The sequence below is a fragment of the Sphingomonas sp. SUN019 genome, assembly GCF_024758705.1.
In the GTDB taxonomy this organism is placed as follows: Bacteria; Pseudomonadota; Alphaproteobacteria; order Sphingomonadales; family Sphingomonadaceae; genus Sphingomonas.
On record NZ_CP096971.1, the window covers coordinates 389,602 to 414,094 of the forward strand.

Annotated in this window: 21 protein-coding genes and 1 tRNA gene; 14 read left to right on the forward strand and 8 right to left on the reverse strand. The window is 65.2% G+C overall.

All coding sequences use genetic code 11. The features are described 5' to 3' along the window. Position 1 precedes the first annotated feature (1 nt). Both M0208_RS01955 and carA read right to left on the reverse strand, forming a co-directional pair. Entirely contained in the window at positions 2–490 is a 489-nt protein-coding gene (locus M0208_RS01955) for a hypothetical protein (RefSeq protein WP_258890062.1), read from the reverse strand. After that, a complete protein-coding gene (gene carA / locus M0208_RS01960; protein WP_258890063.1) occupies positions 487–1,668 on the reverse strand; it encodes a glutamine-hydrolyzing carbamoyl-phosphate synthase small subunit in 1,182 nt (393 codons plus the stop codon). Before carA ends, M0208_RS01955 begins: the two co-directional genes overlap by 4 nt. Positions 1,669–1,764: 96 nt before the next feature. On the opposite strand from carA, the gene M0208_RS01965 reads away from it, so the two are divergent. From M0208_RS01965 to M0208_RS01990, 6 genes are all read left to right on the forward strand, one after another. Further along, positions 1,765–2,217: a GatB/YqeY domain-containing protein gene (locus tag M0208_RS01965; protein ID WP_258890064.1), complete on the forward strand. Its 453-nt coding sequence runs from the start codon at positions 1,765–1,767 to the stop codon at positions 2,215–2,217. Position 2,218: 1 nt separating this feature from the next. Further along, positions 2,219–4,108, forward strand: a complete 1,890-nt coding sequence (gene dnaG, locus M0208_RS01970; protein ID WP_258890065.1) for a DNA primase — start codon at positions 2,219–2,221, stop codon at positions 4,106–4,108. Further along, a complete protein-coding gene (rpoD, locus tag M0208_RS01975) occupies positions 4,108–6,141 on the forward strand; it encodes an RNA polymerase sigma factor RpoD (RefSeq protein WP_258890066.1) in 2,034 nt (677 codons plus the stop codon). The genes dnaG and rpoD overlap by 1 nt, the downstream gene beginning before the upstream one ends. 341 nt (positions 6,142–6,482) lie before the next feature. Then, positions 6,483–7,385, forward strand: coding sequence for a hypothetical protein (locus M0208_RS01980; protein ID WP_258890067.1), 903 nt, complete (start codon positions 6,483–6,485; stop codon positions 7,383–7,385). Between the two features lie 84 nt (positions 7,386–7,469). After that, positions 7,470–8,129, forward strand: coding sequence for a DUF6975 family protein (locus tag M0208_RS01985; protein ID WP_258890068.1), 660 nt, complete (start codon positions 7,470–7,472; stop codon positions 8,127–8,129). Between the two features lie 70 nt (positions 8,130–8,199). Continuing rightward, positions 8,200–9,054 (forward strand): MoxR family ATPase, encoded by an 855-nt coding sequence (locus M0208_RS01990; RefSeq protein WP_258890069.1) that lies wholly within the window; start codon positions 8,200–8,202, stop codon positions 9,052–9,054. Between the two features lie 12 nt (positions 9,055–9,066). Here the strand turns inward: M0208_RS01990 and M0208_RS01995 are convergent, their stop codons facing one another. Next, the gene (locus M0208_RS01995) at positions 9,067–10,134 is read right to left on the reverse strand and encodes a class I SAM-dependent methyltransferase (protein WP_258890070.1); all 1,068 of its coding nucleotides are present in this window, start codon (positions 10,132–10,134) and stop codon (positions 9,067–9,069) included. Positions 10,135–10,309: 175 nt separating this feature from the next. Between M0208_RS01995 and M0208_RS02000 the strand changes: the two genes are divergently transcribed. Continuing rightward, positions 10,310–10,873, forward strand: coding sequence for a CHAP domain-containing protein (locus M0208_RS02000; protein WP_258890071.1), 564 nt, complete (start codon positions 10,310–10,312; stop codon positions 10,871–10,873). Positions 10,874–11,024: 151 nt separating this feature from the next. Further along, entirely contained in the window at positions 11,025–12,203 is a 1,179-nt protein-coding gene (locus M0208_RS02005) for a VWA domain-containing protein (protein ID WP_258890072.1), read from the forward strand. A 207-nt stretch (positions 12,204–12,410) separates the two neighbouring features. Here the strand turns inward: M0208_RS02005 and ald are convergent, their stop codons facing one another. The 3 genes from ald to M0208_RS02020 are packed head-to-tail and all read right to left on the reverse strand — an operon-like array spanning position 12,411 to position 16,478. Continuing rightward, positions 12,411–13,490 (reverse strand): alanine dehydrogenase, encoded by a 1,080-nt coding sequence (gene ald, locus M0208_RS02010; protein ID WP_258890073.1) that lies wholly within the window; start codon positions 13,488–13,490, stop codon positions 12,411–12,413. A 55-nt stretch (positions 13,491–13,545) separates the two neighbouring features. Continuing rightward, a complete protein-coding gene (locus tag M0208_RS02015) occupies positions 13,546–15,888 on the reverse strand; it encodes a bifunctional diguanylate cyclase/phosphodiesterase (protein ID WP_258890074.1) in 2,343 nt (780 codons plus the stop codon). Further along, a complete protein-coding gene (locus M0208_RS02020; protein WP_258890075.1) occupies positions 15,888–16,478 on the reverse strand; it encodes a methylamine utilization protein in 591 nt (196 codons plus the stop codon). Before M0208_RS02020 ends, M0208_RS02015 begins: the two co-directional genes overlap by 1 nt. A 109-nt stretch (positions 16,479–16,587) precedes the next feature. Between M0208_RS02020 and M0208_RS02025 the strand changes: the two genes are divergently transcribed. After that, the gene (locus tag M0208_RS02025) at positions 16,588–17,457 is read left to right on the forward strand and encodes a DUF3034 family protein (RefSeq protein ID WP_258890076.1); all 870 of its coding nucleotides are present in this window, start codon (positions 16,588–16,590) and stop codon (positions 17,455–17,457) included. An 8-nt stretch (positions 17,458–17,465) separates the two neighbouring features. Continuing rightward, positions 17,466–17,936, forward strand: coding sequence for a group 1 truncated hemoglobin (locus M0208_RS02030; protein ID WP_258890077.1), 471 nt, complete (start codon positions 17,466–17,468; stop codon positions 17,934–17,936). 117 nt (positions 17,937–18,053) lie between these two features. On the opposite strand, the gene M0208_RS02035 is transcribed toward M0208_RS02030, so the two are convergent. Together M0208_RS02035 and M0208_RS02040 are read right to left on the reverse strand one after the other, a co-directional pair. Beyond that, positions 18,054–18,129, reverse strand: a tRNA-Ala gene (locus tag M0208_RS02035). Positions 18,130–18,214: 85 nt separating this feature from the next. Beyond that, entirely contained in the window at positions 18,215–18,532 is a 318-nt protein-coding gene (locus tag M0208_RS02040; protein ID WP_258890078.1) for an FYDLN acid domain-containing protein, read from the reverse strand. Between the two features lie 99 nt (positions 18,533–18,631). Between M0208_RS02040 and aroA the strand changes: the two genes are divergently transcribed. From aroA to rpsA, 4 genes are all read left to right on the forward strand, one after another. After that, positions 18,632–19,966 (forward strand): 3-phosphoshikimate 1-carboxyvinyltransferase, encoded by a 1,335-nt coding sequence (gene aroA, locus M0208_RS02045; RefSeq protein ID WP_258890079.1) that lies wholly within the window; start codon positions 18,632–18,634, stop codon positions 19,964–19,966. Continuing rightward, on the forward strand, positions 19,963–20,634 hold the full coding sequence (gene cmk / locus M0208_RS02050; RefSeq protein WP_258890080.1) for a (d)CMP kinase: 672 nt from the start codon (positions 19,963–19,965) through the stop codon (positions 20,632–20,634). Before aroA ends, cmk begins: the two co-directional genes overlap by 4 nt. Positions 20,635–20,665: 31 nt before the next feature. Next, entirely contained in the window at positions 20,666–22,480 is a 1,815-nt protein-coding gene (locus tag M0208_RS02055; RefSeq protein WP_258890081.1) for a tetratricopeptide repeat-containing sulfotransferase family protein, read from the forward strand. A 245-nt stretch (positions 22,481–22,725) separates the two neighbouring features. Further along, complete coding sequence (rpsA, locus tag M0208_RS02060; RefSeq protein WP_258890082.1) at positions 22,726–24,444, forward strand: 30S ribosomal protein S1; 1,719 nt, start codon at positions 22,726–22,728, stop codon at positions 24,442–24,444. Positions 24,445–24,493: the final 49 nt, after the last annotated feature.

Genomic DNA, 24,493 nt, shown 5'->3' on the forward strand with positions numbered 1-24,493 from the left:
ATTAGAACGGCGATTTCTTGTTAATGAAGACTGCCTCGATCATCGGTTGTAAATCATCGTCGTTGATCTCATACCTGTCCTTTCCGTAATCCTTGCCACACACCCGCTTGATGCCGTGTGGCAAGTTCGAAAGATAATTAACGATCGCAGTACTGATGTCCTGAACGGCTACATCCGCTTTCAATGATACCGTGACGCTAAAATCATTGTAGACGTCGACTTCCTCTCCGAATCGATTGACTGCCCGCCGACACTTTGCCGGGATGGTCAATGTCATACCTTGGTCAACGCGAGCGACCATCAGCGCTGGATAGGAGTCGTAGCGGGCACTGCATAGCGGCAGTCCGTCTGCGCCGCGGACGTTCTCGGGACATGAGTAGGACCAGCGCTCGGGTGATATGTAAAACATCTTTCCTTGCGGCGTCGTCTGCGACGGCGTCGCCTGAGACAATCCAAGCAATACAGAGAGCAAGAACATCGAAGCGATCACCGCAATCCTCCCACAAACCGCTTGAACAGGTACAAGCTATCCTGCGGCCCCGGGCTCGCCTCGGGATGATACTGGACCGAGAATGCCGGTCGGTCGTTCAGTTCGATTCCTGCATTTGATCCGTCGAACAACGACACGTGCGTTTCGGTCACTCCCGCGGGCAGGCTGTCGCGCTCGACCGCAAAACCGTGGTTCATGCTGGTGATTTCGACCGCGCCATCGCTCAGCCGCTTGACCGGGTGGTTCGCGCCGCGGTGGCCCTGGAACATCTTGGTCGTCTTTGCGCCGACCGCCAGCGCCAGCAATTGATGGCCAAGGCAGATGCCGAACAGCGGCTTTCCCGTTTCCAGTAGCCGCCGGATCACCGGAACGGCATACTCGCCGGTCGCAGCGGGATCGCCGGGGCCGTTCGACAGGAAGATGCCGTCCGGCTCCAGCACCATGATCGTCTCGAAAGACGCGCCAGCGGGAACTAGCGATACCTTCGCTCCGGCCTGAACAAGGTTGCGGAAGATATTGTGTTTGCTGCCATAGTCGATCGCGACGACATGCGGGCGGTTGATCGTCTTGGACTCACCTTCCGCTAACTTTCCGTATCCGAAGCCCAGCCGCCAGACGCCGCCGTCCCAGCCGCCATGCGTCTCGCGCGTGACCTCCTTGGCCAGATCCATCCCCTCCAGCCCCGGCCACGACTGCGCCTGCTCGATCAGGAAGGGCACGTCGAACACGCCCTCAGCACTATGCGCGATCACTCCGTTGGGTGCGCCCGCGCCCCTGATCCGTCGGGTCAGCGCCCGCGTGTCGATGCCCGCCAGCCCGATCCGAGTGTGCCGCTTCATCCAGCCGTCCAGCCGCTCGACGCTGCGGAAGCTGGACGGCGCGGTCACGTCCTCGCGCACGATCATGCCCAGCGCGTGCGGCGTATCCGCCTCCACGTCGTCCGGGTTCGCGCCGACGTTGCCGATATGCGGAAAGGTGAAGGTGATGATCTGCCCCGCAAAAGACGGATCGGTCATGATCTCCTGATAGCCGGTCATCGCGGTGTGGAAGCACACCTCCCCCACCGCATGGCCCTCCGCCCCGAAACCACGCCCCCACGCCACCTCTCCGCTGGCAAGGACCAGGCACCCGGTTGCGCCCGGCGGAACGGGCGCATGGCTAGGGTTGGCGTCGGCCATGATCGGCGGGCACTCCTTGTGTGGATCAACGATGTCGCTAAGCCCCGCCCGCTAAACCTGCCCCTCGGGTGCGTCAATCTGTTAAGAGAAGATCCCATGATTCGAGACGACATCAAAGCCGCCCAGATCGCCGCCATGAAGGCCGGCGACAAGGAAACCCGGAACGCCGTCAGCCTGATGCAGGCGGCGATCAAGAACCGCGATATCGAGGCGCGGACCGGCGGCGCGGTGGCGGACGACGACGCGCTGGTGGTCGAAGTGCTGCAGAAAATGGTCAAGCAGCGTCGCGAATCGATCGCGATGTTCGAAAGCGGCGGACGTCAGGAACTGGCCGACGCGGAGACAGCCGAGGTCGCCGTGATCGAACGCTTCCTCCCCGCGCAGTTGAGCGAAGCCGACACGAAGGCCGCAATCGAGGCGATCAAGGCCGAACTGGGCGCGTCCGGCATGAAGGACATGGGCCGCGTCATGGCCGAGCTGAAGTCACGCCACGCTAGCGAACTGGACATGAGCAAGGCGAGCGGGCTGGTGAAAGCGGCGCTGGCGTAAGGTGACGCTCACGCCCGCCTTTCTCGACGAACTCCGTGCCCGCACCTCGCTGTCGACCCTCATCGGCAAGACCACCAAACTCACCAAAGCGGGCCGCGAGTACAAAGGCTGCTGCCCGTTCCATAACGAGAAGACCCCGTCGTTCTACGTCAACGACGACAAGGGTTTCTACCATTGTTTCGGCTGCTCGGCTCATGGCGACGCGATTCGGTGGATGACCGACCAGCGCGGGCTTCCTTTCATGGATGCGGTGAAGGAACTCGCCGCCGCCGCGGGGCTAGACGTCCCCGCGCCCGATCGGCAGTCGGCGGAACGGGCAGAGCAGCAGAAGGGCCTGCACGACGTCATGGCCGCGGCAGCGGCGTGGTTCGAGGCGCAGTTGGATGGGCTGGCCGGGGGCGAGGCCCGCGCCTTGCTCGACCGGCGCGGTGTATCCGAAGCGACGCGGCGTGCGTTCGAGTTCGGCTTCGCGCCCGACAGCCGGGGAAAACTGCGCACCGCGCTGAAGGAATTTGGCGACCCGATGCTGATCGAAGCCGGATTGCTCATCAGCGTGGAGGGCAAGGAACCCTATGATCGCTTCCGCGGCCGCCTGATGATCCCGATCCGCGACCCGCGCGGGCGCGTCATCGCGTTCGGCGGGCGCATCATCGGAGAGGGCGAGCCGAAATACCTCAACTCCCCCGACACCCCGCTCTTCGACAAGGGGCGCATCCTCTACAATCTCGATCGCGCCGCGTCCGCGGTGCGCAAGACCGCGCGGGTGTTCGTGGTCGAGGGCTATATGGACGTCGTCGCGCTGGCGCAGGCGGGCCTGGGCGAAGCGGTAGCCCCGCTCGGCACCGCGCTGACCGAGGCGCAGTTGGAGCGGCTGTGGCGGATGGTCGATGTGCCGACGCTGTGCTTCGATGGCGACCCGGCGGGACAGAAGGCCGCCTTGCGCGCCGCCCACCGCGCGCTGCCCATGCTCGCGCCGGGCCGCAGCCTGTCGTTCGTTACGCTGCCCCAGGGGCAAGACCCCGACGATCTGGTCAAGGCGAAGGGCGCGATCGGGTTCGAGGCATTGGTCCGCGAGGCCGAACCACTCGTCGATCGGCTGTGGAAACACGAACTCGCCGCCGAACCCGCGGTCACTCCCGAACAACGCGCCGGGCTGAAACGCCGCCTGTCCGACCTGGCGCAGACGATCGCCGACCCGTCGGTGCGCAGCGAATATCAGGCCGAGTTCCGCAACCGCTTCGACGACGCCTTCACCCGCGTCCGTCCCGCGTTCGTGCCCCGCGGCCCGATGGGCAAGCGCGACGCCAAGGGCAAATGGACCCCGCCCCCGCCCCCCACCACCAATGACGCCAAGGCGGTTCGCGCAGCAGGCGGCATCGATCGCGTGCTGGCGAAAGCCGTACTCGCCGGGCTGATTCGCCACCCGGCAGAGATCGCGCGGCATATGGAGCTCCTGGGCGGCCTGCGTTTCGTGGACGGCGCGCTCGGGCGGCTATTCGAGGCTGTGGTGGACGTCGCGCTGGAAGACCTCCGCGACAAGGGGGCGCTTGATAGCCGCCGCCTCGTCACCATATTGGCCAAATCCGGTTTTGAAACGGTCGCTTCCGACCTGCTGAGAGCCGACACGATGCCATATAGTTTCACGCAAAAGGTGGGGGACGCGGCGCGCGCCAGAGACGATCTGGACGAAGCGATCGCGATCCTTGTCGCCCGACCGGAGGTGGACGCGGCGCTGGCGGAGGCAACTTCCGCCATGCAGGCGCGCTTTACCGATGAAGCCTTTGCGCGGCAGGTGGCGTTGTTGAACGAACAACGGGCGCTGGACGAGCGGCTTGCAAATCTCGTGCAGGCGAACGAAGACGCCCGCGCGCTTGGTACCGAGGACTATTGATGGCGAAGACGAACATGGCGGAAGCCCCCGAAACGGCCGAAAACGGGGATGCGCCGCTGATCGATCTCAACGACGCGAACGTGAAGAAGATGCTCGCCCGCGCCAAGAAGCGCGGATACATCACCTATGACCAGCTCAACGAAGCGTTGCCGCAGGATCAGCTGACCTCGGATCAGCTCGAAGATGCGATGGCGGCGCTGAACGAGATGGGCGTCAACATCGTCGAGAACGAGGAAGCCGGCGAAGACGGCGAGCCGGAGGAACGCGCCGACGACGACGACGCCGAACCGGTCGACGCCACCGCTACCGACGACAATTCGCCGCTTCCGGAAAAGAAGAAGGAAACGATCGATCGCACCGACGATCCGGTGCGGATGTACCTGCGCGAGATGGGCGCGGTCGAGCTACTGAGCCGCGAGGGCGAGATCGCGATCGCCAAGCGGATCGAGGCCGGTCGCGACACGATGATCCTGGGCCTGTGCGAATCGCCGATCACGTTCAACGCGATCATCGACTGGTCGACCGCGCTGAACGAAGGCACGATGCAGCTGCGCGAGATTCTCGATCTCGACGCCATGCTGTCGAAGGGTCCGTCGGCCGAGCAGGTCGCCGCCGCCGAGGACGATACCGGCGAGATCAGCGAAAAGACCGCGGGCACCAGCTTCAAGGAAGAAGAAGAGCCCGAGGAAGCGCCGGTCGCCGAAGACGACGACGACATGACCGAGCGCCGCACGCCACGCCCATCCGATGACGAGGAGGAGGACAACACCCTCAGCCTCGCGCAGATGGAAGAGACGCTGAAGCCGCAGGCGCTCGAAAAGTTCGCAAACATCACCGCGATCTACAAGAAATTCTCGAAGATGCAGGCGGGACGCCTCGACGCGATGAGCGCGGGCGGGGAATTGTCGACGGGCGACGAGCGCAAATACCACAAGCTGCGCGAAGAACTGACCGCCGAAGTCGAGAGCGTCCAGTTCCACAACGCCAAGATCGAATATCTCGTCGATCAGCTTTACAGCTATAACCGGCGCCTGACTGCGCTGGGCGGGCAGATGCTGCGGCTAGCCGAGCGGCATAAGGTGAATCGCAAGGATTTCCTCGACCGCTATATGGGTCACGAACTGGACGACACGTTCATCGCGACCGTGCAGGGTCTCGACAAGAAGTGGACCGCGTTTGCGGTCAACGAAGGCGATGCTGTCGATCGCATCCGCATGGAAATCGCCGAGATTTCGCAGCAGACCGGCATGGCGCTGGGCGAGTTCCGCCGCATCGTCAACATGGTCCAGAAGGGCGAACGCGAAGCGCGGATCGCCAAGAAGGAAATGGTCGAAGCGAACTTGCGGCTGGTGATCTCGATCGCGAAAAAGTACACGAATCGAGGACTTCAGTTCCTGGACCTCATCCAGGAAGGCAACATCGGCTTGATGAAGGCGGTGGATAAGTTCGAGTACCGCCGCGGCTACAAATTCAGCACCTATGCGACCTGGTGGATCCGCCAGGCGATCACGCGGTCGATCGCGGATCAGGCGCGGACGATCCGCATCCCGGTCCACATGATCGAGACGATCAACAAGCTGGTCCGGACCAGCCGCCAGTTCCTCCACGAACAGGGCCGCGAGCCGACGCCGGAAGAAATGGCCGAGCGCCTATCCATGCCGCTCGAAAAGGTCCGCAAGGTGATGAAGATCGCCAAGGAACCGATCAGCCTCGAAACGCCGATCGGCGATGAGGAGGACAGCCACCTTGGCGATTTCATCGAGGACAAGAATGCGGTCATCCCGGTCGACGCCGCGATCCAGGCGAACCTTAAGGAAACCGTCACGCGCGTCCTGGCGTCGCTGACCCCGCGTGAGGAACGCGTGCTGCGGATGCGCTTCGGGATCGGGATGAACACCGATCATACGCTGGAGGAAGTCGGCCAGCAGTTCAGCGTGACCCGCGAACGCATCCGGCAAATCGAGGCGAAGGCGCTGCGCAAGCTGAAGCACCCGAGCCGCAGCCGCAAGATGCGGTCCTTCCTCGACCAATAAGCGAACGCCCCGGCGAAAGGGACCATCTGTCGCCGGGGCGCTCTTCTGGTCGGCGCGATGCGATGGGAGTGTCCGCATCGAACCGGTCTTCTTCAGGACAACTGCTGGACCGTGCCGCCGCCCCGATGCAGCCCATTCTAGCGGCGTCTCGTTAACCGTCCGGTGGCTGCATGATCGCCGCCAGTTACGCAATTCAGGAACGTGCCGGCGGGCGTGACTGAAATTCCGCGCGGTGATTTCGGTCCATTTCGGGTTTGTCGCGCACGGTTCGCGCAGCAGCATCACGTCCGAACCGGTCCGGCTGCCTTGCGAAGCCCGTTGTGCTGCGCGAGCCCTTCGTCATGGCAAACGCGCTTCCAAGCTCACCCGCCGCACAGCAATGTGTCACCGCATCGGACCTGGTCCGCCATTTTGGCATCTGGCAGGAACGTGCGGCGCGCGCGCCGGTGTACATTCTACACCGCGGCCGGCCGCGTTTTGCGCTGACCTCACTCGACGTCATGGATGCGCTTTGCGCACCACACAGCGCCGATTTGGGGGACGAGGCCGCGTTCGCCGCGCTGCTCGACGCCATCGATGAACTGGTGATGATCGCGGACCACGATGGCGCGATCGTCGCCACCAGCCGCGCCGTGCGCGCGCGCTTCGGCGATATGGTGCGCAGCGGCGCAAGCCCCGCCGCAATGGCGGTCGTGGGCGGCGGATTTTTGTCCGATGCGATCGCGCGCGTCTCCGTCAGCGGAATCGACGAGCAGGTGGAAATGGTGCCCGCGCGCTATCCGACACGCCGCATCGCCTGCGTTCTGTCGCCATTTCCGAACGGCTGCCTCATTCACATCCATGATCTGACGACCCAAGAAGATCTGGCCGTCACCCGCGCGCGCAACAACGCGATCACGGCTGCGATCGAGGCGAGCGGCGCGGTCGTCACGCGGATCGGCCTGCGCGGCTATCTGATCGACCCGCCAGTCGCGCTCGCCCATCTGATCGGTGTGGCGCGCGACGCGCTGGAGACTGTCCGCTTCGCTTCGCTGATCGACGTGTCGGGCCGGGTTGCTGTCGGCGAAGCGATGGAATCGGTGCTCGGCGACGCCGCGCCACGCCGTGTCGTAACCAGCCTGCTGGTCCGCGGCGCCGAAGCGATTCCGGTGACGATCGGCCTGTCGGCGCTCCGGCCGGCGACCCGGATCGAGGAATTGGTCGCGACCATCACCGTATCGCGCGCGGGCGCCCCGCACCCGTAAACCGCGTCTTTACACGCTTCGTATAAACCCATGCTTCACACCGGGCGGGAGGGTGCGCTTTTCGCGCCCAGGCGGGGGAATTGCGTGGCGACGGTAACGATTGCGGGACGGGCCGCGCTAAGCGAGACGATCGTCGCGATGGTCCAGGCGGACGGCACCGCCGCCGCCGCCTGGCCGAACGCGCTGATCGGTCCGGCGGTTGCGTTGCGCGATCTGGCGGACGCGGTCCACACCCTCTGCGCGCTTCATGCCACCGCACCGGGAATCGTCGATCTCGCACGACACGCGAACGGCGCACAGCCGATCCATGATGCGCTGGACGCCGCCGCCGATGCCTTTGCCGACGAACGCGCCGCGCTGGTGGCGCTGACCGCCGCGGTTGGTCCGTTGCCATCCACGCCCGGACAGGCCGAATGCGAAGCGGCGGTACTCGCGCAACGGCACGCGTTGACGATGCTGGCCCGGTCCGACCGCACCGGATGCGCGATCGGCGCGGCGGCGGCCTTCCTGCTGGACTGGCGCGGGATTCGTCGCATCCTGGACATTGCGACGGTGCGCGCAGGCGTGGAGCAGCGTGCCGATACGATGCCACGCGCGGAGGACGTCACCGCGCTGCTCGTCGACCTCGCGCCCAGTCCCGCCACCGAACGCGCGATCGCGTTCGGCGTGCAGCAATTGCTCGCGCAGCACCGCGGGGTCTGGCAACTTCTTGACGCCCGCGCCTCGGCCCGCCGCGACCGCTGACGCGGCTTGCACTGACGCGCACCTTCCCGCTATCGCCAAACCCGGTTTTCGAACGATACGGGAAATGGGCATGAAGCGCTTCGAGGGAACGCAGAGCTACGTTGCGACCGACGATCTGAAGGTTGCGGTGAATGCTGCGGTTACTCTCCGTCGCCCACTGCTGGTGAAGGGCGAACCCGGGACCGGAAAAACCGTTCTGGCCTATGAAATCGCGAAGGCGGTTGGCGCGCCGCTGATCGAGTGGAACATCAAATCCACCACGAAGGCGCAGCAGGGCCTGTACGAATATGACGCGGTCGCCCGTCTGCGCGACGGTCAGTTGGGCGATGAGCGGGTGCACGACATCGCGAACTATATCCGCAAAGGCAAATTGTGGGAGGCGTTCACCCATCCCACCCCGCCCGTCCTGCTAATCGACGAGATCGACAAGGCCGATATCGAGTTTCCCAACGATCTGTTGCAGGAACTCGATCGGATGGAATTTCACGTTTATGAGACGAAGGAGACGGTGCGCGCCGCCGAACGCCCGATCGTCGTCATCACGTCGAACAACGAAAAGGAACTGCCCGACGCATTCCTGCGCCGGTGCTTCTTCCACTACATCAAATTCCCCGACCGCGAGACGATGCAGGCGATCGTCGACGTCCATTTCCCCGGCATCCAGAAGATCCTGGTCAGCAAGGCGATGGACATCTTCTACGATGTCCGCGACGTGCCCGGTCTGAAGAAGAAGCCCAGCACGAGCGAATTGCTCGACTGGCTGAAACTGCTGTTGCACGAGGATATGCCGCTCGACGTGCTGCAGAACCGCGACCCGACCAAGGCGATCCCCCCGCTCCACGGCGCGCTGCTGAAGAACGAACAAGACGTGATGCTGTTCGAACGGCTGGCGTTCATGGCCAAGCGACAGGCGAACAAGGGCTGACAGGCCCAGCCTCTACGCCCGCGCCTCCAGGATCATGTTGAACGGCCCCTCCGCCGCGCGCCGCACACGCGAAAACCCAGCGTCGCGCAAAACGCCGGTGATCGCCGCCTCCCCGGCCTGCGCGCCCAGCGCGGCACCGACCTCCTGCGCCAGCGACGTCGGCACGCAGATCATCGTCGACGCGTTGTAGTACAGCCGACTGACCGGATTGCCGATATTGTCCTCAGGCCGATCCGCCGCGATCGGCTCGACGATCATCCAGTTGGCGTCGGGCTTCATCATCTGCCGGATGTGCGCCGCGCAGCCGCGCGGATCTCCCATGTCGTGCAGGCAATCGAACACCGTGATCAGGTCGAACCCATCGTCGGCAATGTCCTTCGCCGCCGCGGTCTCGAACCGCACCCGATCGCTCAGGCCGTGCGCCGCCGCATGGGCGTTCGCCTCGGCGATCGATGGTTCGTGAAAATCGTAACCTACGAAGCGGCTGTTCGGGAACGCCTGCGCCATCAGCAAGGTCGAGAAACCGACGCCGCAGCCGATGTCGGCGACGTCCGCGCCTAATTCCAGCTTCGGCCCAACGCCATCCAGCGCGGGCAGCCAGTTCTGGACGATGTTGTTGACATAGCCGGGACGGAAGAACGCGCCGACCGCGCAGAACAGGCATCCCGCGGAGTCGCCCCACGCCACGCCGCTGCCGTCGCGGAAACCCGCCTCGACCTTGGGCTCGCCCTCGATCATCGCCGCGGCCAGATCGAACGCACCGCGCAGATAGACCGGGCTGTCGGTCACCGCGAACACCATCGCCTGTTCCGGGTTCAGCGCAAAGCGTCCGCTCGCCGCGTCATAGTCGACGTATCCGTTGGCCGCCTGCGCCATCGCCCATTCGCGGACATAGCGTTCCGCCAGCCCGCCCGCCCTTTCGGCGAGTTCCGCCGCTGTCGCCGGGCCGTCCCGGTGCAACGCGTCGAACAGCCCGAGCCGATATCCGATCCGCGCGGTCGGAACGCTATACGCGCCGCCCAGATCGCCCAGCATCTTGCCCACCAGCGCGTGAAGGCGCTCTTCGTTGAAACCAGTCATGATCGCTCCTCCCCAAAAAGGATGTGCAGCGCGACCCGGCAACGGCTCTTATTGGCGCGGTAATATCACATTATGCTTGGTCCGGACGCACGAAACTCGATCCGCCGCATAGTTAACTTTTCGTTAACCTTTTACGGACACCCCTTGGTTGGGGGACGCCGGATAGGTGTCGTGTATGCGTAACGTGTTCCTTTTCGCCAGTTTCTTGAGCCTGTCGCTCGCCGCCGCCGGGCAAGCTACTGCCAGGTCGTTGCTCGACTATGTCGGCCAGTGCGTGCCGTTCGCGCGGGCGGCATCGGGCATTCAGATTTATGGCGACGCCTGGACGTGGTGGGATCAGGCGGGGGGCAAGTACGACCGTGGCGAACGCCCGCGGGTAGGATCGGTCATCGCCTTCGCCAAGCAATCGCGCCTGCCGCTGGGCCACGTCGCGGTGGTCAGCCGGATCGTCGAACAGCGCGTGGTGATGCTGACCCACGCCAATTGGTCGCGCCAGAATGGAGAACGTGGCCATGCCGAACAGGACGTGACGTTGTTCGACGTCAGCCGCGACAACGACTGGAGCGAGGTGAAGGTCTGGTATCGCGACGCGACCGGCCTCGGCGGCACCATCTACCGCGTCAACGGCTTCATCTACGCCCCCGGCCGCCCTTCCCCCGACATCACCAGCCGCAATCCCGATTACATCGGCGCGCTGATCGACGCTTATGTGCCGGGCGCGGAGGCCGCGACGCGCTAAAACGGCATTCGCGCGGGCTGTCCTACAACAATGATATATGCCAGACACGCCCAATGACCCGCGCGCGCTCCGTTATCATCGATCGACCTGTCGACGATTGCCCGGACATGGCGTGTTGTCGTTTTTCCGGAACCTTCGGAACCTTCGGCTGATGTTCCTCAACTTCCTCGACGAGCTCCGCAGCGCGGGCATTCCGGCCAGCATGAAGGAGCATCTGATCCTGCTCGAGGCGCTCGACCGCGAGGTGATCGATCGGACGCCCGAGCAATTCTATTACCTGTCGCGATCGGTGTATGTGAAGGACGAGGGGCTGCTCGACAAGTTCGATCAGGTCTTCGCCAAGGTCTTCAAGGGCATCGAGACCAATTTCGGGCAGCAGACCGCGGAAATTCCGGCCGACTGGCTGAAGGCGGTCGCCGAGAAATATCTCAGCGCCGAGGAAATGGAAGCGATCAAATCGCTCGGTTCGTGGGACGAGATCATGGAGACGCTGAAGAAGCGACTCGAGGAACAGCAGAAACGCCATGAGGGCGGCAACAAGTGGATCGGGACGAAGGGCACGTCGCCCTATGGCAACAGCGGCTACAACCCGGAAGGCGTGCGGATCGGCGGCGAATCGAAGCACAAGCGCGCGCTGAAGGTGTGGGACCAGCGCGAATTCCGCAATCTCGACAACACCAAGGAACTCGGCACCCGCAACATCAAGATCGCGCTGCGCCGGTTGCGCCGGTTCGCGCGCGAGGGTGCGGCGGACGAGCTGGATATCGACGGCACGATCGCGGGCACCGCGCGGCAGGGCTGGCTGGACATCGTGATGCGCGCCGAACGCCGCAATGCGGTGAAGCTGCTGCTGTTCCTGGACGTCGGCGGATCGATGGACCCGTTCGTGAAGCTGTGCGAGGAATTGTTCTCGGCCGCGACCAGCGAGTTTAAAAATCTCGAATTCTTCTATTTCCACAATTGCCCGTATGAGGGCGTGTGGAAAGACAACAAGCGGCGCTTTTCCGAACGCACGCCGATGTGGGACGTGCTCCACAAATACGGCCACGACTATAAACTGGTGTTCGTCGGCGACGCGTCGATGAGCCCGTATGAGATCACGCATCCGGGTGGCTCGGTCGAGCATTTCAACGAGGAATCTGGCGCGGTGTGGATGCACCGGCTGACCACGACGTACCCGGCCGCAGTGTGGCTGAACCCGGTCACGAGCGCGCAATGGGGCTATTCGCAGTCGGTGAAGATCATCCGCGAGTTGATGAACGACCGTATGTACCCGCTGACGCTGGCCGGGCTGGACGACGGGATGCGGGAATTGACGCGGAAGCGGTAGGTTTTCCGATCACTCGACCGCGTAACACCTCCCCGGCGAAGGCCGGGGCCCAGTTGCAACGTCTTTAGTTGGCTGGTTCAGCCAACCGTAACAGGCACCTGTGAAACTGGACCCCGGCCTTCGCCGGGGAAGTCACCAAGCGTGCGACATCTCTGGTAGTGGGGGGTCCGCTTCGTGGCGAACCCCCTCCTCCCCTACCTCGAATTCCTATCTCAGGCTCTCGGCGACCGCCTGATTGACGATCTTCCCGTGGCGGACGTTCAGGCCGTTCATCAGCCCCACATCCGCCTCGCACGCCGCATAACCCTTGTCGGCCAGCGCCAGACCGTACGGCAGCGTCGCGTTGTTGAGCGCGTGGCTCGACGTCAGCGGCACCGCGCCCGGCATGTTGGCGACGCAATAATGGATCACGCCGTCGACCTCATAGGTCGGGTCGGCGTGAGTCGTCGCATGGCTGGTTTCGAAGCAGCCGCCCTGATCGATCGCGACGTCGACCAGCACCGCGCGCGGCTTCATGTGGCCGAGCATCGCGCGGGTGATCAGCTTCGGGGCCGACGCGCCGGGGATCAGCACGGCGCCGATCACCGCATCGGCCTCCGAAATCTCATGCTCGATCGATTCGAGCGTCGACACGCGCGTACGGACACGCCCCTGGAACAGCTCGTCGAGCTGGCGCAGCCGCGGGATCGAACGGTCGACGATCGTCACCTCCGCTCCCAGCCCGACCGCCATCCTCGCGGCGTGGGTGCCGACGACGCCGCCGCCCAGCACTACGATCCGCGCCGGCGCGACGCCGGGGACGCCACCCATCAGCACGCCGCGGCCGCCGTTATACGCCTTCAACGCCGTTCCCGCGGCCTCGATCGACAACCGCCCCGCGACTTCGCTCATCGGCGCGAGCAGCGGCAGGCCGCCGTGCGTGTCGGTCACGGTTTCATACGCGACCGCCGTTACGCCCGACGCCATCAATCCCTTGGCCTGCTCGGGATCGGGCGCGAGGTGGAGGTAGGTGAAGAGGATATGGTCCTCGCGCAGCTGCACCCATTCGGACGGCTGCGGCTCCTTCACCTTCACGATCATCTCGGCCTGCGCGAACACCTCTCCGGCGGTCGGAATGATCGTCGCGCCCGCCGCGACATAGGCTGCGTCGTCTGCGGCGATGCCCGCTCCAGCGCCGGTCTGGACCAGCACCTCATGCCCGCGCGCGCGGTATTCGCGCACCGCGCCCGGCGTCAGCCCGACGCGATATTCGTGGTTCTTGATTTCCTTGGGCACGCCGACGCGCATGATGGGCTCCCGAATCGCCAGAAGTAACAGATGCGACCATCTAGAGCCGTTATGCTCAGGCCGCCAGCGTTACTCCCTCGGCGGCGATGTACGCCCCGGCCGCAGCCGCATCCAGCGGGCGGCTGAACCAGTAGCCCTGAATGCTGCTGCATCCCTGCCCGCGCAGTTCGGATAGCTGCTCCGCATCCTCCACGCCCTCCGCGGTCGTCTCCATGTGCAATGCCGTCGCCAGGTCGACGATTGCGCGGACGATGGCGGCGGCGCTGTGATCCGAGGCAACCGGCGTTACAAAAGACCGGTCGATCTTGATCTTGTCGAACGGAAAACTGCGCAGATAGCTGAGCGATGAATAGCCGGTGCCGAAATCGTCCAGCGCGACGCGAACGCCCATCGCACGAAGGCGGTGGAGCAGTGCGACGACGTTCTCCTCCCCGTCGAGGAACACCGATTCGGTGATCTCCACCTCAAGCCGTTGCGGCGCGAGGCCGCTGCGGGTCAACGCCTGCAGCACTATCGCCTGGAAGCCCGAATTGCGGAACTGCAGCGGCGAAACGTTCACCGCGATGCGGATATGCTCGGGCCACGCCGTCGCTGCGCGGCACGCTTCGTGCAACACCCACTCCCCGATCGAAACGATCAACCCCGTCTCCTCGGCGACCGGGATGAACTCGACGGGTGAGACGAGACCGCGTGTCGGGTGATGCCAGCGAAGCAGCGCTTCGAAGCAGCCGACGCGGTCGCGCTTCAGATCGACGATCGGCTGAAAATTCAACTCGAACTGGCCGCATTTCAGCGCCTGGCGCAGGTCGAGTTCGATCTGGCGACGGCGGCGCGCGGCTTCGTCCAGCGCGGGTTCGAAGAAACGGAAAACGCCGCGGCCATCCTGTTTGGCGCGATACAGTGCGAGATCGGCGTTCTTCAGTAGCTGATCCGCGTCCCGCCCGTCGCCGGGGCTGAGCGCAATCCCCACGCTGGTGCCGGTGGCGATCAGATGCCCCTCTGTCTGCACCGGCTCGGTCAGCGAATCGACGATCGACTGCGCCAGCGCGCGCGGCCGATCGACATCGAAACCGCCCGACAGCAGGATCGCGAACTCGTCACCCCCCAACCTTGAGACGAAGGCGTCGGGCGCGAGCGTCGTCAGCGTCAATCCAATCAGCTTCAGCAGCGCGTCGCCGACCGGGTGCCCAAGCGTATCGTTGACGCCCTTGAACCCGTCCAGGTCGAGGCACAGCACTGCGATCGGATCGCCGTTATGCGCCGACCGCGCCAGCGCCTGATCGAGCGCCTGACGCAGCGATACCCGGTTCGGCAGGCCGGTCAGCGAATCGTGGAACGCCAGATGCGTGATGCGATGTTCGCGCTCGACGATCCCCGCCGACATCCGGTTGAAGCTTTCCGCCAGCCGCCCGATCTCGTCACCGCTCTCGATCGAAACTTCCGCGCGCGTGCCCTCCTCCAGCGATTGCGCGGCGGCGTCCAGTGCAGCGATCGGACCCGCGATCCCGCGCGCCAGCCGGCCGCTGCCAAGAACGACCGCTATCAATCCGAGCAATCCGGCGATCACGATGCCGACGCTGATCGGGCGGTACGGGGCGAGCGCAAGATGGGTCGGGTAGCGGATCAGCATCGCCGCAGTCACCTTGCCGTCGGCCCCGCGCAACGGCTTGGCTAATGCGAACGCTCGTCCCGTCGGCAACGAGAGCGTCGTCAGCGGGCGCGCGTTGCTCGATTCGGCGACCAACTGGTCGAGCCCGCGATCCGGCGCGATCGACCGATCCGCGGCCACCCAATGCCCTGCCTCGTCGGGGTGCAGGATCGTCGCGATCAACGGGATCGACGACAGTTTTTGCAGACCGCGCATCTCGGCCGAATCGAGCCGCAACGCGAACACGACCCAGCCGATTTCGGTCGGTGCGAGGATCGGCGACAAGACGACGCGGTAAACCTGACCGTCGACGACGACCACGGCGTCATGCCGCCCGGCGCTGAGCGTGAACGGCAGTTGCGACACCGCCGTGGCCAGCGGTCCCGCCGCGCCGATCACCTGACCCTCAAGATCGACGACCATCGCATCGCGGACTCGCGCCCGCGCCCGAAGCGACACCAACGCCGATTCGATCGTCGCGGCGTCGCCGCTCGCCACCGCGCTGCGGAAGCCGAAATCGCGCGCCAGCACGTCGGCCGCCCCCGCCAGCGACTGCTGCCGCAGAGCCCACAACCGGTCGTACACCGTCCCGCTCGCGGCCAGTTCCGCCATCACCGATTCGCGCGCGTTGTGGCGCACGATCACTTGCGTCACCGCGACGATCGCGACCAGCGCAAGCGCGAACAGCCCGGCGTACAGCACCGCCAGCTTCGTCCGCAGCGAGCGGAAGCGGGGCCGCGAAAATGCCATCAGCGCGCGTTGACCGTCGTCGATAGTCCGTTCGGCGCGACGCGCAGCGCCTGCACCAGCGTGTTGCCCGGTGCGCGGATGGACGGATGCCAGACGCGGACGGTCACGGCGCCCGCCGGCACGCCCTGCAACGCGACACGGCCCGTGGTGTTGGTCTGCGCAGCGAACGGGGTACTCACGACGAACACGAAACCGCTCATCGAATCGTGGATATTGCAGCCCAGCGCCACGACGCCAGGTTTGTCGAACGTAACTGTGCGCGCTTCCTCCCGGCCATACAGCTTAAGGTCGAATTTCTTCGGCTTGGAGAATGAATAGACGTGGTGCCGCACCTTGTCGCGATTGGGAAACGCGACGCTCGCGCCGACCGGCACGATCAGGACATGCGGCTGGAACTGGATGTTGCGCTGTTCGACCGAATACGCGCCGCGCGGCGGCGGCGTGGCGACGCCGGGAGCCTCCACCGCGACGACCGCGCCTGCGATCGGTTTGCCGTCAGGCCCGCGCACGTCGATCGTCACGGGGGCGGCGAAAGCGGCGCTTGCGTAAAATACGCTGGTCGCGGCGAGCAGGAACAAGCGAACGGTCATGCCTGCTGCCTTAGTCGCGATCCGGTTACGGCGTTGTAAAGGCCGCCTTAACGCCAATTCAACCATATCGGGGTCATTGCGAGCAGGAACGAACCACCTGGAAACGCCGATGATCTTCTCCAGATTCTTGATTGCTCTCGGATTGATCGCCGCAGCCCCGGCGTATGCCGACGATGGCCGCGCGGGTGGGAAACTGCTGCTGACCGACGGCATCACCACGGTCGAGGGCGCCGCGGGCGGCGGCATCGCGACATGGGCGGTGATCGCAGGAAACGAAACGAACCGCGGCATCGGCGGATCGGCGCACGCGACGCTGGTCGCCCTCCCCGACTTCTCGCTGAAGAGCTTCGGCGCGGCGATCGGCATCCACGACCGGGTTGAGCTGTCTTACACCCGCCACGTCTTCGACACGCGCGATGCGGGCGCGGCGCTTGGTCTCGGCAAGGGGTTCACCTTCGGACAGGACGTGTTCGGCGCAAAGGTCCGATTGCTGGGCGACGCGATCTGGGCGCAGGACAGTTGGGTGCCGCAGGTCGCGGTCGGCGTGCAATACAAGGACGCGAACCGCGACGCGGTCGTCCGCGCGGTCGGCGCGCGACAGGACAAGGGCGCGGATATCTACGTCGCCGCGACGAAGCTGATCCTGTCGCAAAGCGCGATCCTGAACGCGACGGTCCGCTTCACGAAAGCCAACCAATGGGGGCTGCTGGGCTTCGGCGGCGACAAGCAATCTTCGCGAACCGCCCAGTTCGAGGGATCGGCAGGCGTCATGCTCAGCCCCAGCATCGTCGTCGGGGCCGAATATCGCACGAAGCCCGACAATCTCGGCTTTGCGGAAGAGGACGATTCATTCGACGTCTTCGCCGCCTGGGCGGTCCACCGCAACGTCACCGTCACCGCCGCCTACGCCGACCTTGGTGACATCGCGACGGTCAAGAACCAGCGCGGGCTGTTCCTGTCGCTGCAGGGCGCATTCTAGGAGGTTTCATGTCGTTGTTTCTCGCCACCGTCTTGCTGCTTGGCGCGCAGGCAGCCCCCACCGAAGAAGCGGTTGATCCCTATACCCAGAACAACGCCAATGCCGGCGCGACGGCGTTCGCAGACGACGCGATGTGGCGCGCATTTCACGGGCGCGAAGGGGTCGATCGGATCGTCGAGGCGTTCGTCGCGCGCAACCAGTCCGATCCGCGCATCGGCGATATCTTCAAGGGGCAGGACATGGTCCGCCTGCGCCGCGTGCTGAAGGAGCAGTTCTGCTACATCCTGAACGGCGGCTGCGATTATTCCGGCCGCACCATGAAGGATGCGCACAAGGATATGGGCATTCAGCAGGCCGACATGGGCGCTCTGGTAGAGAATTTGCAGGCCGCGATGCGCGCCGAGGGCGTGGATTTCCGCGCGCAAAACCGGTTCCTGGCGAAGCTTGCGCCGATGAAGCGGGATGTGGTGGAGCGGTAGGATTTAGGTACGGCTGAACGCCGCGGCGAAGCCGCGTCGTCAGTCGGCGCCTGAGCGCCGCTGGCCGTTCGCGCCTGAGGCTGGCGACAGCTATGCTGTCGCGTCGCCGGCGCGAATTGGTGGAGCCGAGGGGGATCGAACCCCTGACCTCTGCAATGCCATTGCAGCGCTCTCCCAGCTGAGCTACGGCCCCATCCGTCCGGGAGCGCCCCCTAACGAGGCGCTGCGGGCTTGGCAAGCGGCGCGTCGCACCGCCTGCCTCACCCGATCACATCAGATCAATTGTCGTCGTCGTTGGTCGGGGCTTCGACGCCCAGATCATCGTCACCGCCCAGATCGACTTCGTCGTCGGCCGAGGGCTCCTCGTCTTCACCGGTGTCGATATCCTCATCGTCACCCGCCAGATCGTCGTCGACCTTCTCCTTGGCGACCTTCGCCTGCTCGAACGGCAGCGGTTGCTTGGACTTCAGGATTGCTTCCGGCTCCCACGCATACCCGCATTCGATGCAGGTGACGGGGTGGTCCTTTTCGAGGTCGTAGAAACGCGTCGCGCATTTCGGGCACGAGCGTTTCGTGCCCCACTCCGGCTTGATCATGCCGTATTCAGCCTTTCGAATGGGTGGTCTGCAGAGGTCTCCTCCGCAAAGTGGGCGCGCCTTGCCATAGCACAAGGGCGCTGTCAAAGCGCCGCCGCGATGACGCACCCCCCCGCTCGGCCCGTTACGATCGAACCCAGCACCGGCTTGCACGGCCGTATCCGCGTGCCGGGCGACAAGTCGATCAGCCACCGATCGTTGATGCTGTCGGCGCTGGCGGTCGGCGAAAGCCGGGTCGAGGGACTGCTGGAGGGCGAGGACGTGCTCGCCACCGCGGCGGCGATGCGCGCGATGGGGGCGCAGATCGAACGTGGCGAGGACGGCGTCTGGCGCATCCATGGCGTCGGCGTCGGCGGATTGCTGCAGCCGGCCCAGGCGCTCGACATGGGCAATTCGGGCACGTCGACCCGGTTGCTGATGGGATTGGTCGCGAGCCACCCGATCACCGCGACCTTCGCCGGCGACGCCTCGCTTTCGGGACGGCCGATGGCGCGGGTGATCGATCCGCTCTCGACGATGGGGGCGGACATAACCGCCTCCCCCGGCGGAAAGTTGCCGCTGATGGTCCGCGGGATGTGTCCCGCGATCCCGATCGAATACACGCTGCCCGTCGCGTCGGCGCAGGTGAAGTCGGCGATCCTGCTCGCCGCGCTCAACACGCCGGGCATCACGCGGGTGATCGAACCCGTCCCGACGCGCGATCACAGCGAACGGATGCTGGCGGGTTTCGGTGCGAACCTGACCGTCGAGGCGACCACCCGCGGCCGCGTCATCTCGCTCCACGGCGAGGCGGGGTTGAAGCCGCAGTCAATCGTAGTACCGGGCGACCCCTCGTCCGCCGCGTTCTGGCTGGTCGCCGCCTCGATCGTGCCCGGCAGCGACATCGTGGTCGAGAATGTCGGGCTGAACCCGACCCGCGCCGGGCTGATCGCGGTGTCGCGGCTGATGGGCGCGGACATCACCGAACTGAACCCTCGCGACGTGGGGGGCGAGCCGGTCGCCGACCTGCGCGTGCGGCACGCCGCACTGACCGGGATCGAGGTGCCGCACGACATCGCGCCATCGATGATCGACGAATATCCCGTGTTGTTCGTCGCCGCGGCGTTTGCACAGGGCCGCACGATCGCACGCGGGGCTCACGAACTGCGGGTGAAGGAATCGGACCGTATCGCCGCGATGCGTGACGCGCTCGAAGCGAACGGCGTCGCGTGTGAAGAACACGACGACGGCCTGACGATCGACGGTAGCGGCGGCGAAGCGATCCCCGGCGGCGGTCGGGTCGCCTCGAAACTCGACCACCGTATCGCAATGAGCATGGCGGTGGCTGGACTTCATGCGGCGAAACCCGTCTCGATCGATGACGCAGGCCCGGTGGCGACCAGTTATCCGGCGTTTTTCGATCAGCTTGCGCAATTGTGTCGGGGTGTGCGTTGATTATTGCCGTCGATGGCCCGGCTGCTTCGGGCAAGGGGACGATCGCGAAGGCGCTCGCCCGTCATTACAATCTGCCGCATCTGGATACGGGGCTTCTCTACCGTGCCGTCGCCGCGACGGTGCTGCGCCTGGAGTTGGACCCCGCGATCGAGGCCGATGCGGTCGCGGCGTGCGATTTCGACGAACTGACGCTGGCGGATCCGGTGCTGCGTGAGGATCATGTCGGAAAGGTCGCCTCGATCGTCTCGGCGCATCCGTTGGTGCGCGCCGCGCTGCTGCAGCGGCAGAAGAGGTTCGCGCATCAGACGAGCGGTGCGGTACTCGACGGGCGCGACATCGGGACCGTCATCGCCCCCGACGCCGATGCAAAACTGTTCATCCGCGCGACTCCGACGATCCGCGCCAAGCGCCGCCACGCCGAATTGCAGGCGCACGGATCGATGCTCAGCCTTGACCGGGTGCTGGCCGATATCCGGGCGCGCGATCAGCGTGACAGCACCCGCGCCGCCGCGCCGCTGACCCCGGCGCATGACGCGGCGCTGCTCGACACCAGTTTCCTGTCGATCGAGGCCAGCGTGCAGAAGGCGATCGCGCTGGTCGACGCGCGCGTCGGCGGACAGGCCGAGCGCGAAACCACCGCGCCGGAGGCACGCGCCAAAGCATCGTGACCCGCCGCCGCGGCTGAGCTACGACCGCGGCATGACGACCGAAACCAACACGCTCGATCCGCTGACGAATCTGCTCGGCGAGGTGCGCCGGTTGATCGAGGCGAAACAGCCCGAACAGGCGCGCGAACTGCTTGCAGGGCATCGCGCGCTCGATCCTGGCACGTCGATCGGCTGGCGCGCGCTGGCCGGCGCGTGGCGGGCGGCGGGCGCGCCACAGATGGCGGCCGACGCGCAATTGCGCGCGATCGAGGCGGCTTTGCGCGAACCGGATATGGCGGCGGCCAAGGCGGCGATGACGAAACGCGACTATGCCGCTGCCGAACGATTGTTGAAGGAGCGCCTGGCTGCGCGGCCGAGCGATGCGGCGGCGCTGGCGATGCTCGGCGATCTCGCGGTGCGCGCGCGGCATTTCGAGGATGCCGACCGGTTGCTGACGCGCGCGCTGGAGATCGCGCCCGGCTTCCGCCCGGCCCGCCAGAGCCTGGCCTTCGCGCACTACAGTCGCTCGCGCACCGCCGAAGGGCTTGAGCAGGTCGCGCTGATCCTGAACGAAGTTCCGTCGGACATTCCGGCGCGCGAGTTGAAGGGCGCGCTGCTGATCCAGCGCGGCGACGAGGAGGCCGCGATCGAACTGCTCCAGAAACTGCTGGCCGAAGCGCCCGATGGCGCCGCGTCGTCGTGGCTGCGGTTGGGGCATGCTTTGAAGTCGGTCGGTCGCACCGACGAAGGGATCGCCGCCTATCGACAGGCGATCGCGCGTGACATCTCGGTCGGCGAAACGTGGTGGAGCCTGGCCAACCTCAAGACGTTCCGCTTCACCGATGCGGATGTGACGGCAATGCGCGCGCTGGTGGCGAATCCCGGCACCAGCCACGCCGACCGCGCCGCAACCGAATTCGCGCTGGGAAAGGCGATGGAAGACGCGAAGGAGGACGAAACCGCCTTCGCGCACTATTCCCGCGGCAATGCGCTGCGGCGTGAGACGACCCCCTATGACGCCGAGGAAACGACCACCCTGCGGCACCGCTGCGAGACCCTGTTCGACGCCGCCTTCTTCGCCGCTCGCCCCGGCGGCTGCCCGTCGCCCGAACCGATCTTCGTGGTCGGGATGCCGCGCTCGGGATCGACTCTGGTCGAACAAATCATCGGCAGCCATCCGTTGGTCGAAAGCACGCGCGAACTGTCGTTCCTGACCCGGATCATCCAGCGGATTGACGACCGCGCGGGCAAGGACGCCACGGGCCACTACCCGGAAATCCTCGCGACGCTGACGCCCGAGCAGCGCTACGCGATGGGCCGCGAATATCTCGATCGCGCAGGCGCGATGCGGCGCACCGAACGGCCGTACTTCATCGACAAGATGCCCAACAATTTCCATCACGTCGGACTGATTCAGCTAATCCTGCCCAACGCGCGGATTGTCGATGCGCGGCGGCATCCGATGGCGACGGGCTTTTCCTGTTTCAAGCAAAGCTTCGCGCATCATCAGCAGTTCAGCTATGAACTGACTGAGCTTGGTCGCTATTACGTCGATTATGTCGAGTTGATGCGCGCGTATGATCGCGCCCTGCCCGGCCGAGTCCACCGTGTCGTCAACGAACGCCTGATCGCCGATGTGGAGGGGGAGGTTCGCGCCTTGCTCGACTATCTCCATCTGCCGTTCGACGCCGCCTGCCTGTCGCCGCATGAGAACGCAGGCGCGATCCGTACGCCCAGCGCCGAACAGGTCCGCCAACCGATCGGCAATCAGGGTACCAATCAATGGCGTCGCTTCGACCGCCATCTCGGGCCGCTGCGCGATGCGCTCGGGCCGGTGATCGACAGCTATGCCGATCCCATCCCCTGAAATGCCGCGCTATCTTGCCCTGAAGCCGCTGTTGCGCTAAGGGCGCGCGGTCCGGCGGGCTGGGGCTTGCGGCGGCGTGGCGCGGAGGATTCCTCACGCGCCCTTTTCGCATTTGTGCGTCGAGGTCCGCCACTGCTCCATTTCGCACGGATGCTGCGTCGGCATGGGGCCTGCGCGGCGTTTAGGCCAAGACCGCCGGACACAACCGGCTGGCCCGAAACGAACGATTTAGGACACTGACTTTTATGGCCACCCAGGCAAATCCCACACGCGACGATTTCGCGGCGATGCTCGATGACATGTTCGGCGGCGCCGACAGCTTCGAAGGCCGCGTGGTGCACGGCACCGTCACCGGCATCGAAAACGACATGGCGGTCATCGACGTCGGGCTGAAGAGCGAAGGCCGCGTGCCGTTGCGCGAATTCGCCGCGCCGGGCCAGAAGGCCGAGCTGAAGGTCGGTGACGAAGTCGAGGTCTATGTCGACCGCGTGGAAAACGTCCACGGCGAAGCGATGCTGTCGCGCGATCGCGCCCGCCGCGAAGCCGCCTGGGACAAGCTGGAAACCGAATTCACCAAGACCGCGCGCGTCGAAGGCGTGATCTTCGGCCGCGTGAAGGGCGGCTTCACCGTCGACCTGAGCGGCGCGGTGGCGTTCCTGCCCGGCTCGCAGGTCGACATCCGCCCGGTGCGCGACGTGACCCCGCTGATGGACATCCCGCAGCCGTTCCAGATCCTGAAGATGGACCGCAAGCGCGGCAACATCGTCGTATCGCGCCGCGCTGTCCTCGAAGAAACCCGTGCAGAGCAGCGTTCGGGCCTGATCATGAGCCTGGCCGAGGGCCAGATCATCGAAGGCGTGGTTAAGAACATCACCGATTACGGTGCGTTCGTCGATCTCGGCGGGATCGACGGCCTGCTGCACGTCACCGACCTCAGCTACAAGCGCGTCGGCCACCCGAGCGAGATGATCAACATAGGCGACACCGTGAAGGTGCAGATCATCCGCATCAACAAGGACACGCAGCGCATCAGCCTCGGCATGAAGCAGCTCGAGAGCGACCCGTGGGATGGCGCGATGGCGAAGTATCCGGTCGGCGCGAAGCTGTCGGGCCGCGTCACGAACATCACCGAATATGGCGCGTTCGTCGAACTGGAAGCGGGCATCGAAGGCCTGGTCCATGTCAGCGAGATGAGCTGGACCAAGAAGAACGTCCATCCGGGCAAGATCGTGTCGACCTCGCAGGAAGTCGACGTCATCGTGCTCGAGGTCGACGAGGACAAGCGTCGCATCTCGCTGGGCCTGAAGCAGGCCATCAGCAATCCGTGGGAGGCGTTCGCCGCCGAACATCCGATCGGCTCGACCGTCGAGGGCGAAGTCAAGAACGCGACCGAATTCGGCCTGTTTATCGGGCTCGACAACGACGTCGACGGCATGGTCCATATGTCGGACATCGCGTGGGGCGTGTCGGGCGAGGATGCGTTGAACCTCCATCGCAAGGGTGAAACCGTCCAGGCAGTCGTGCTCGACATCGATCCCGAGAAGGAGCGCATCTCGCTCGGCATGAAGCAGCTCGAGCGTGGCGCACCCGTTGCGGGCGGCATCGCGGCGGCTGGCGACAAGCTGAACAAGAATGCGGTCGTCACCGTGACCGTGCTCGAAGTTCGCGACGCGGGCCTCGAAGTGCAGCAGGGCGACGATGGCGCGACCGGCTTCATCAAGCGTACGGACCTAGGCCGCGATCGCGACGAGCAGCGTCCGGAGCGGTTCCAGGTCGGGCAGAAGTTCGACGCGATGGTCACCGGCTTCGATCGGTCGAAGAAGCCTACCTTCTCGATCAAGGCGATGCAGATCTCCGAAGAGAAGCAGGCCGTGGCGCAATACGGCTCGTCGGATTCGGGCGCATCGCTCGGCGATATCCTGGGTGCGGCGCTCAAGGCGAAGACCGACGACGGCAAGAACTGATACGACGAGCGGGGGAGCCAGGTGGGCAATCGCCCGCCCGGCTCCCCCT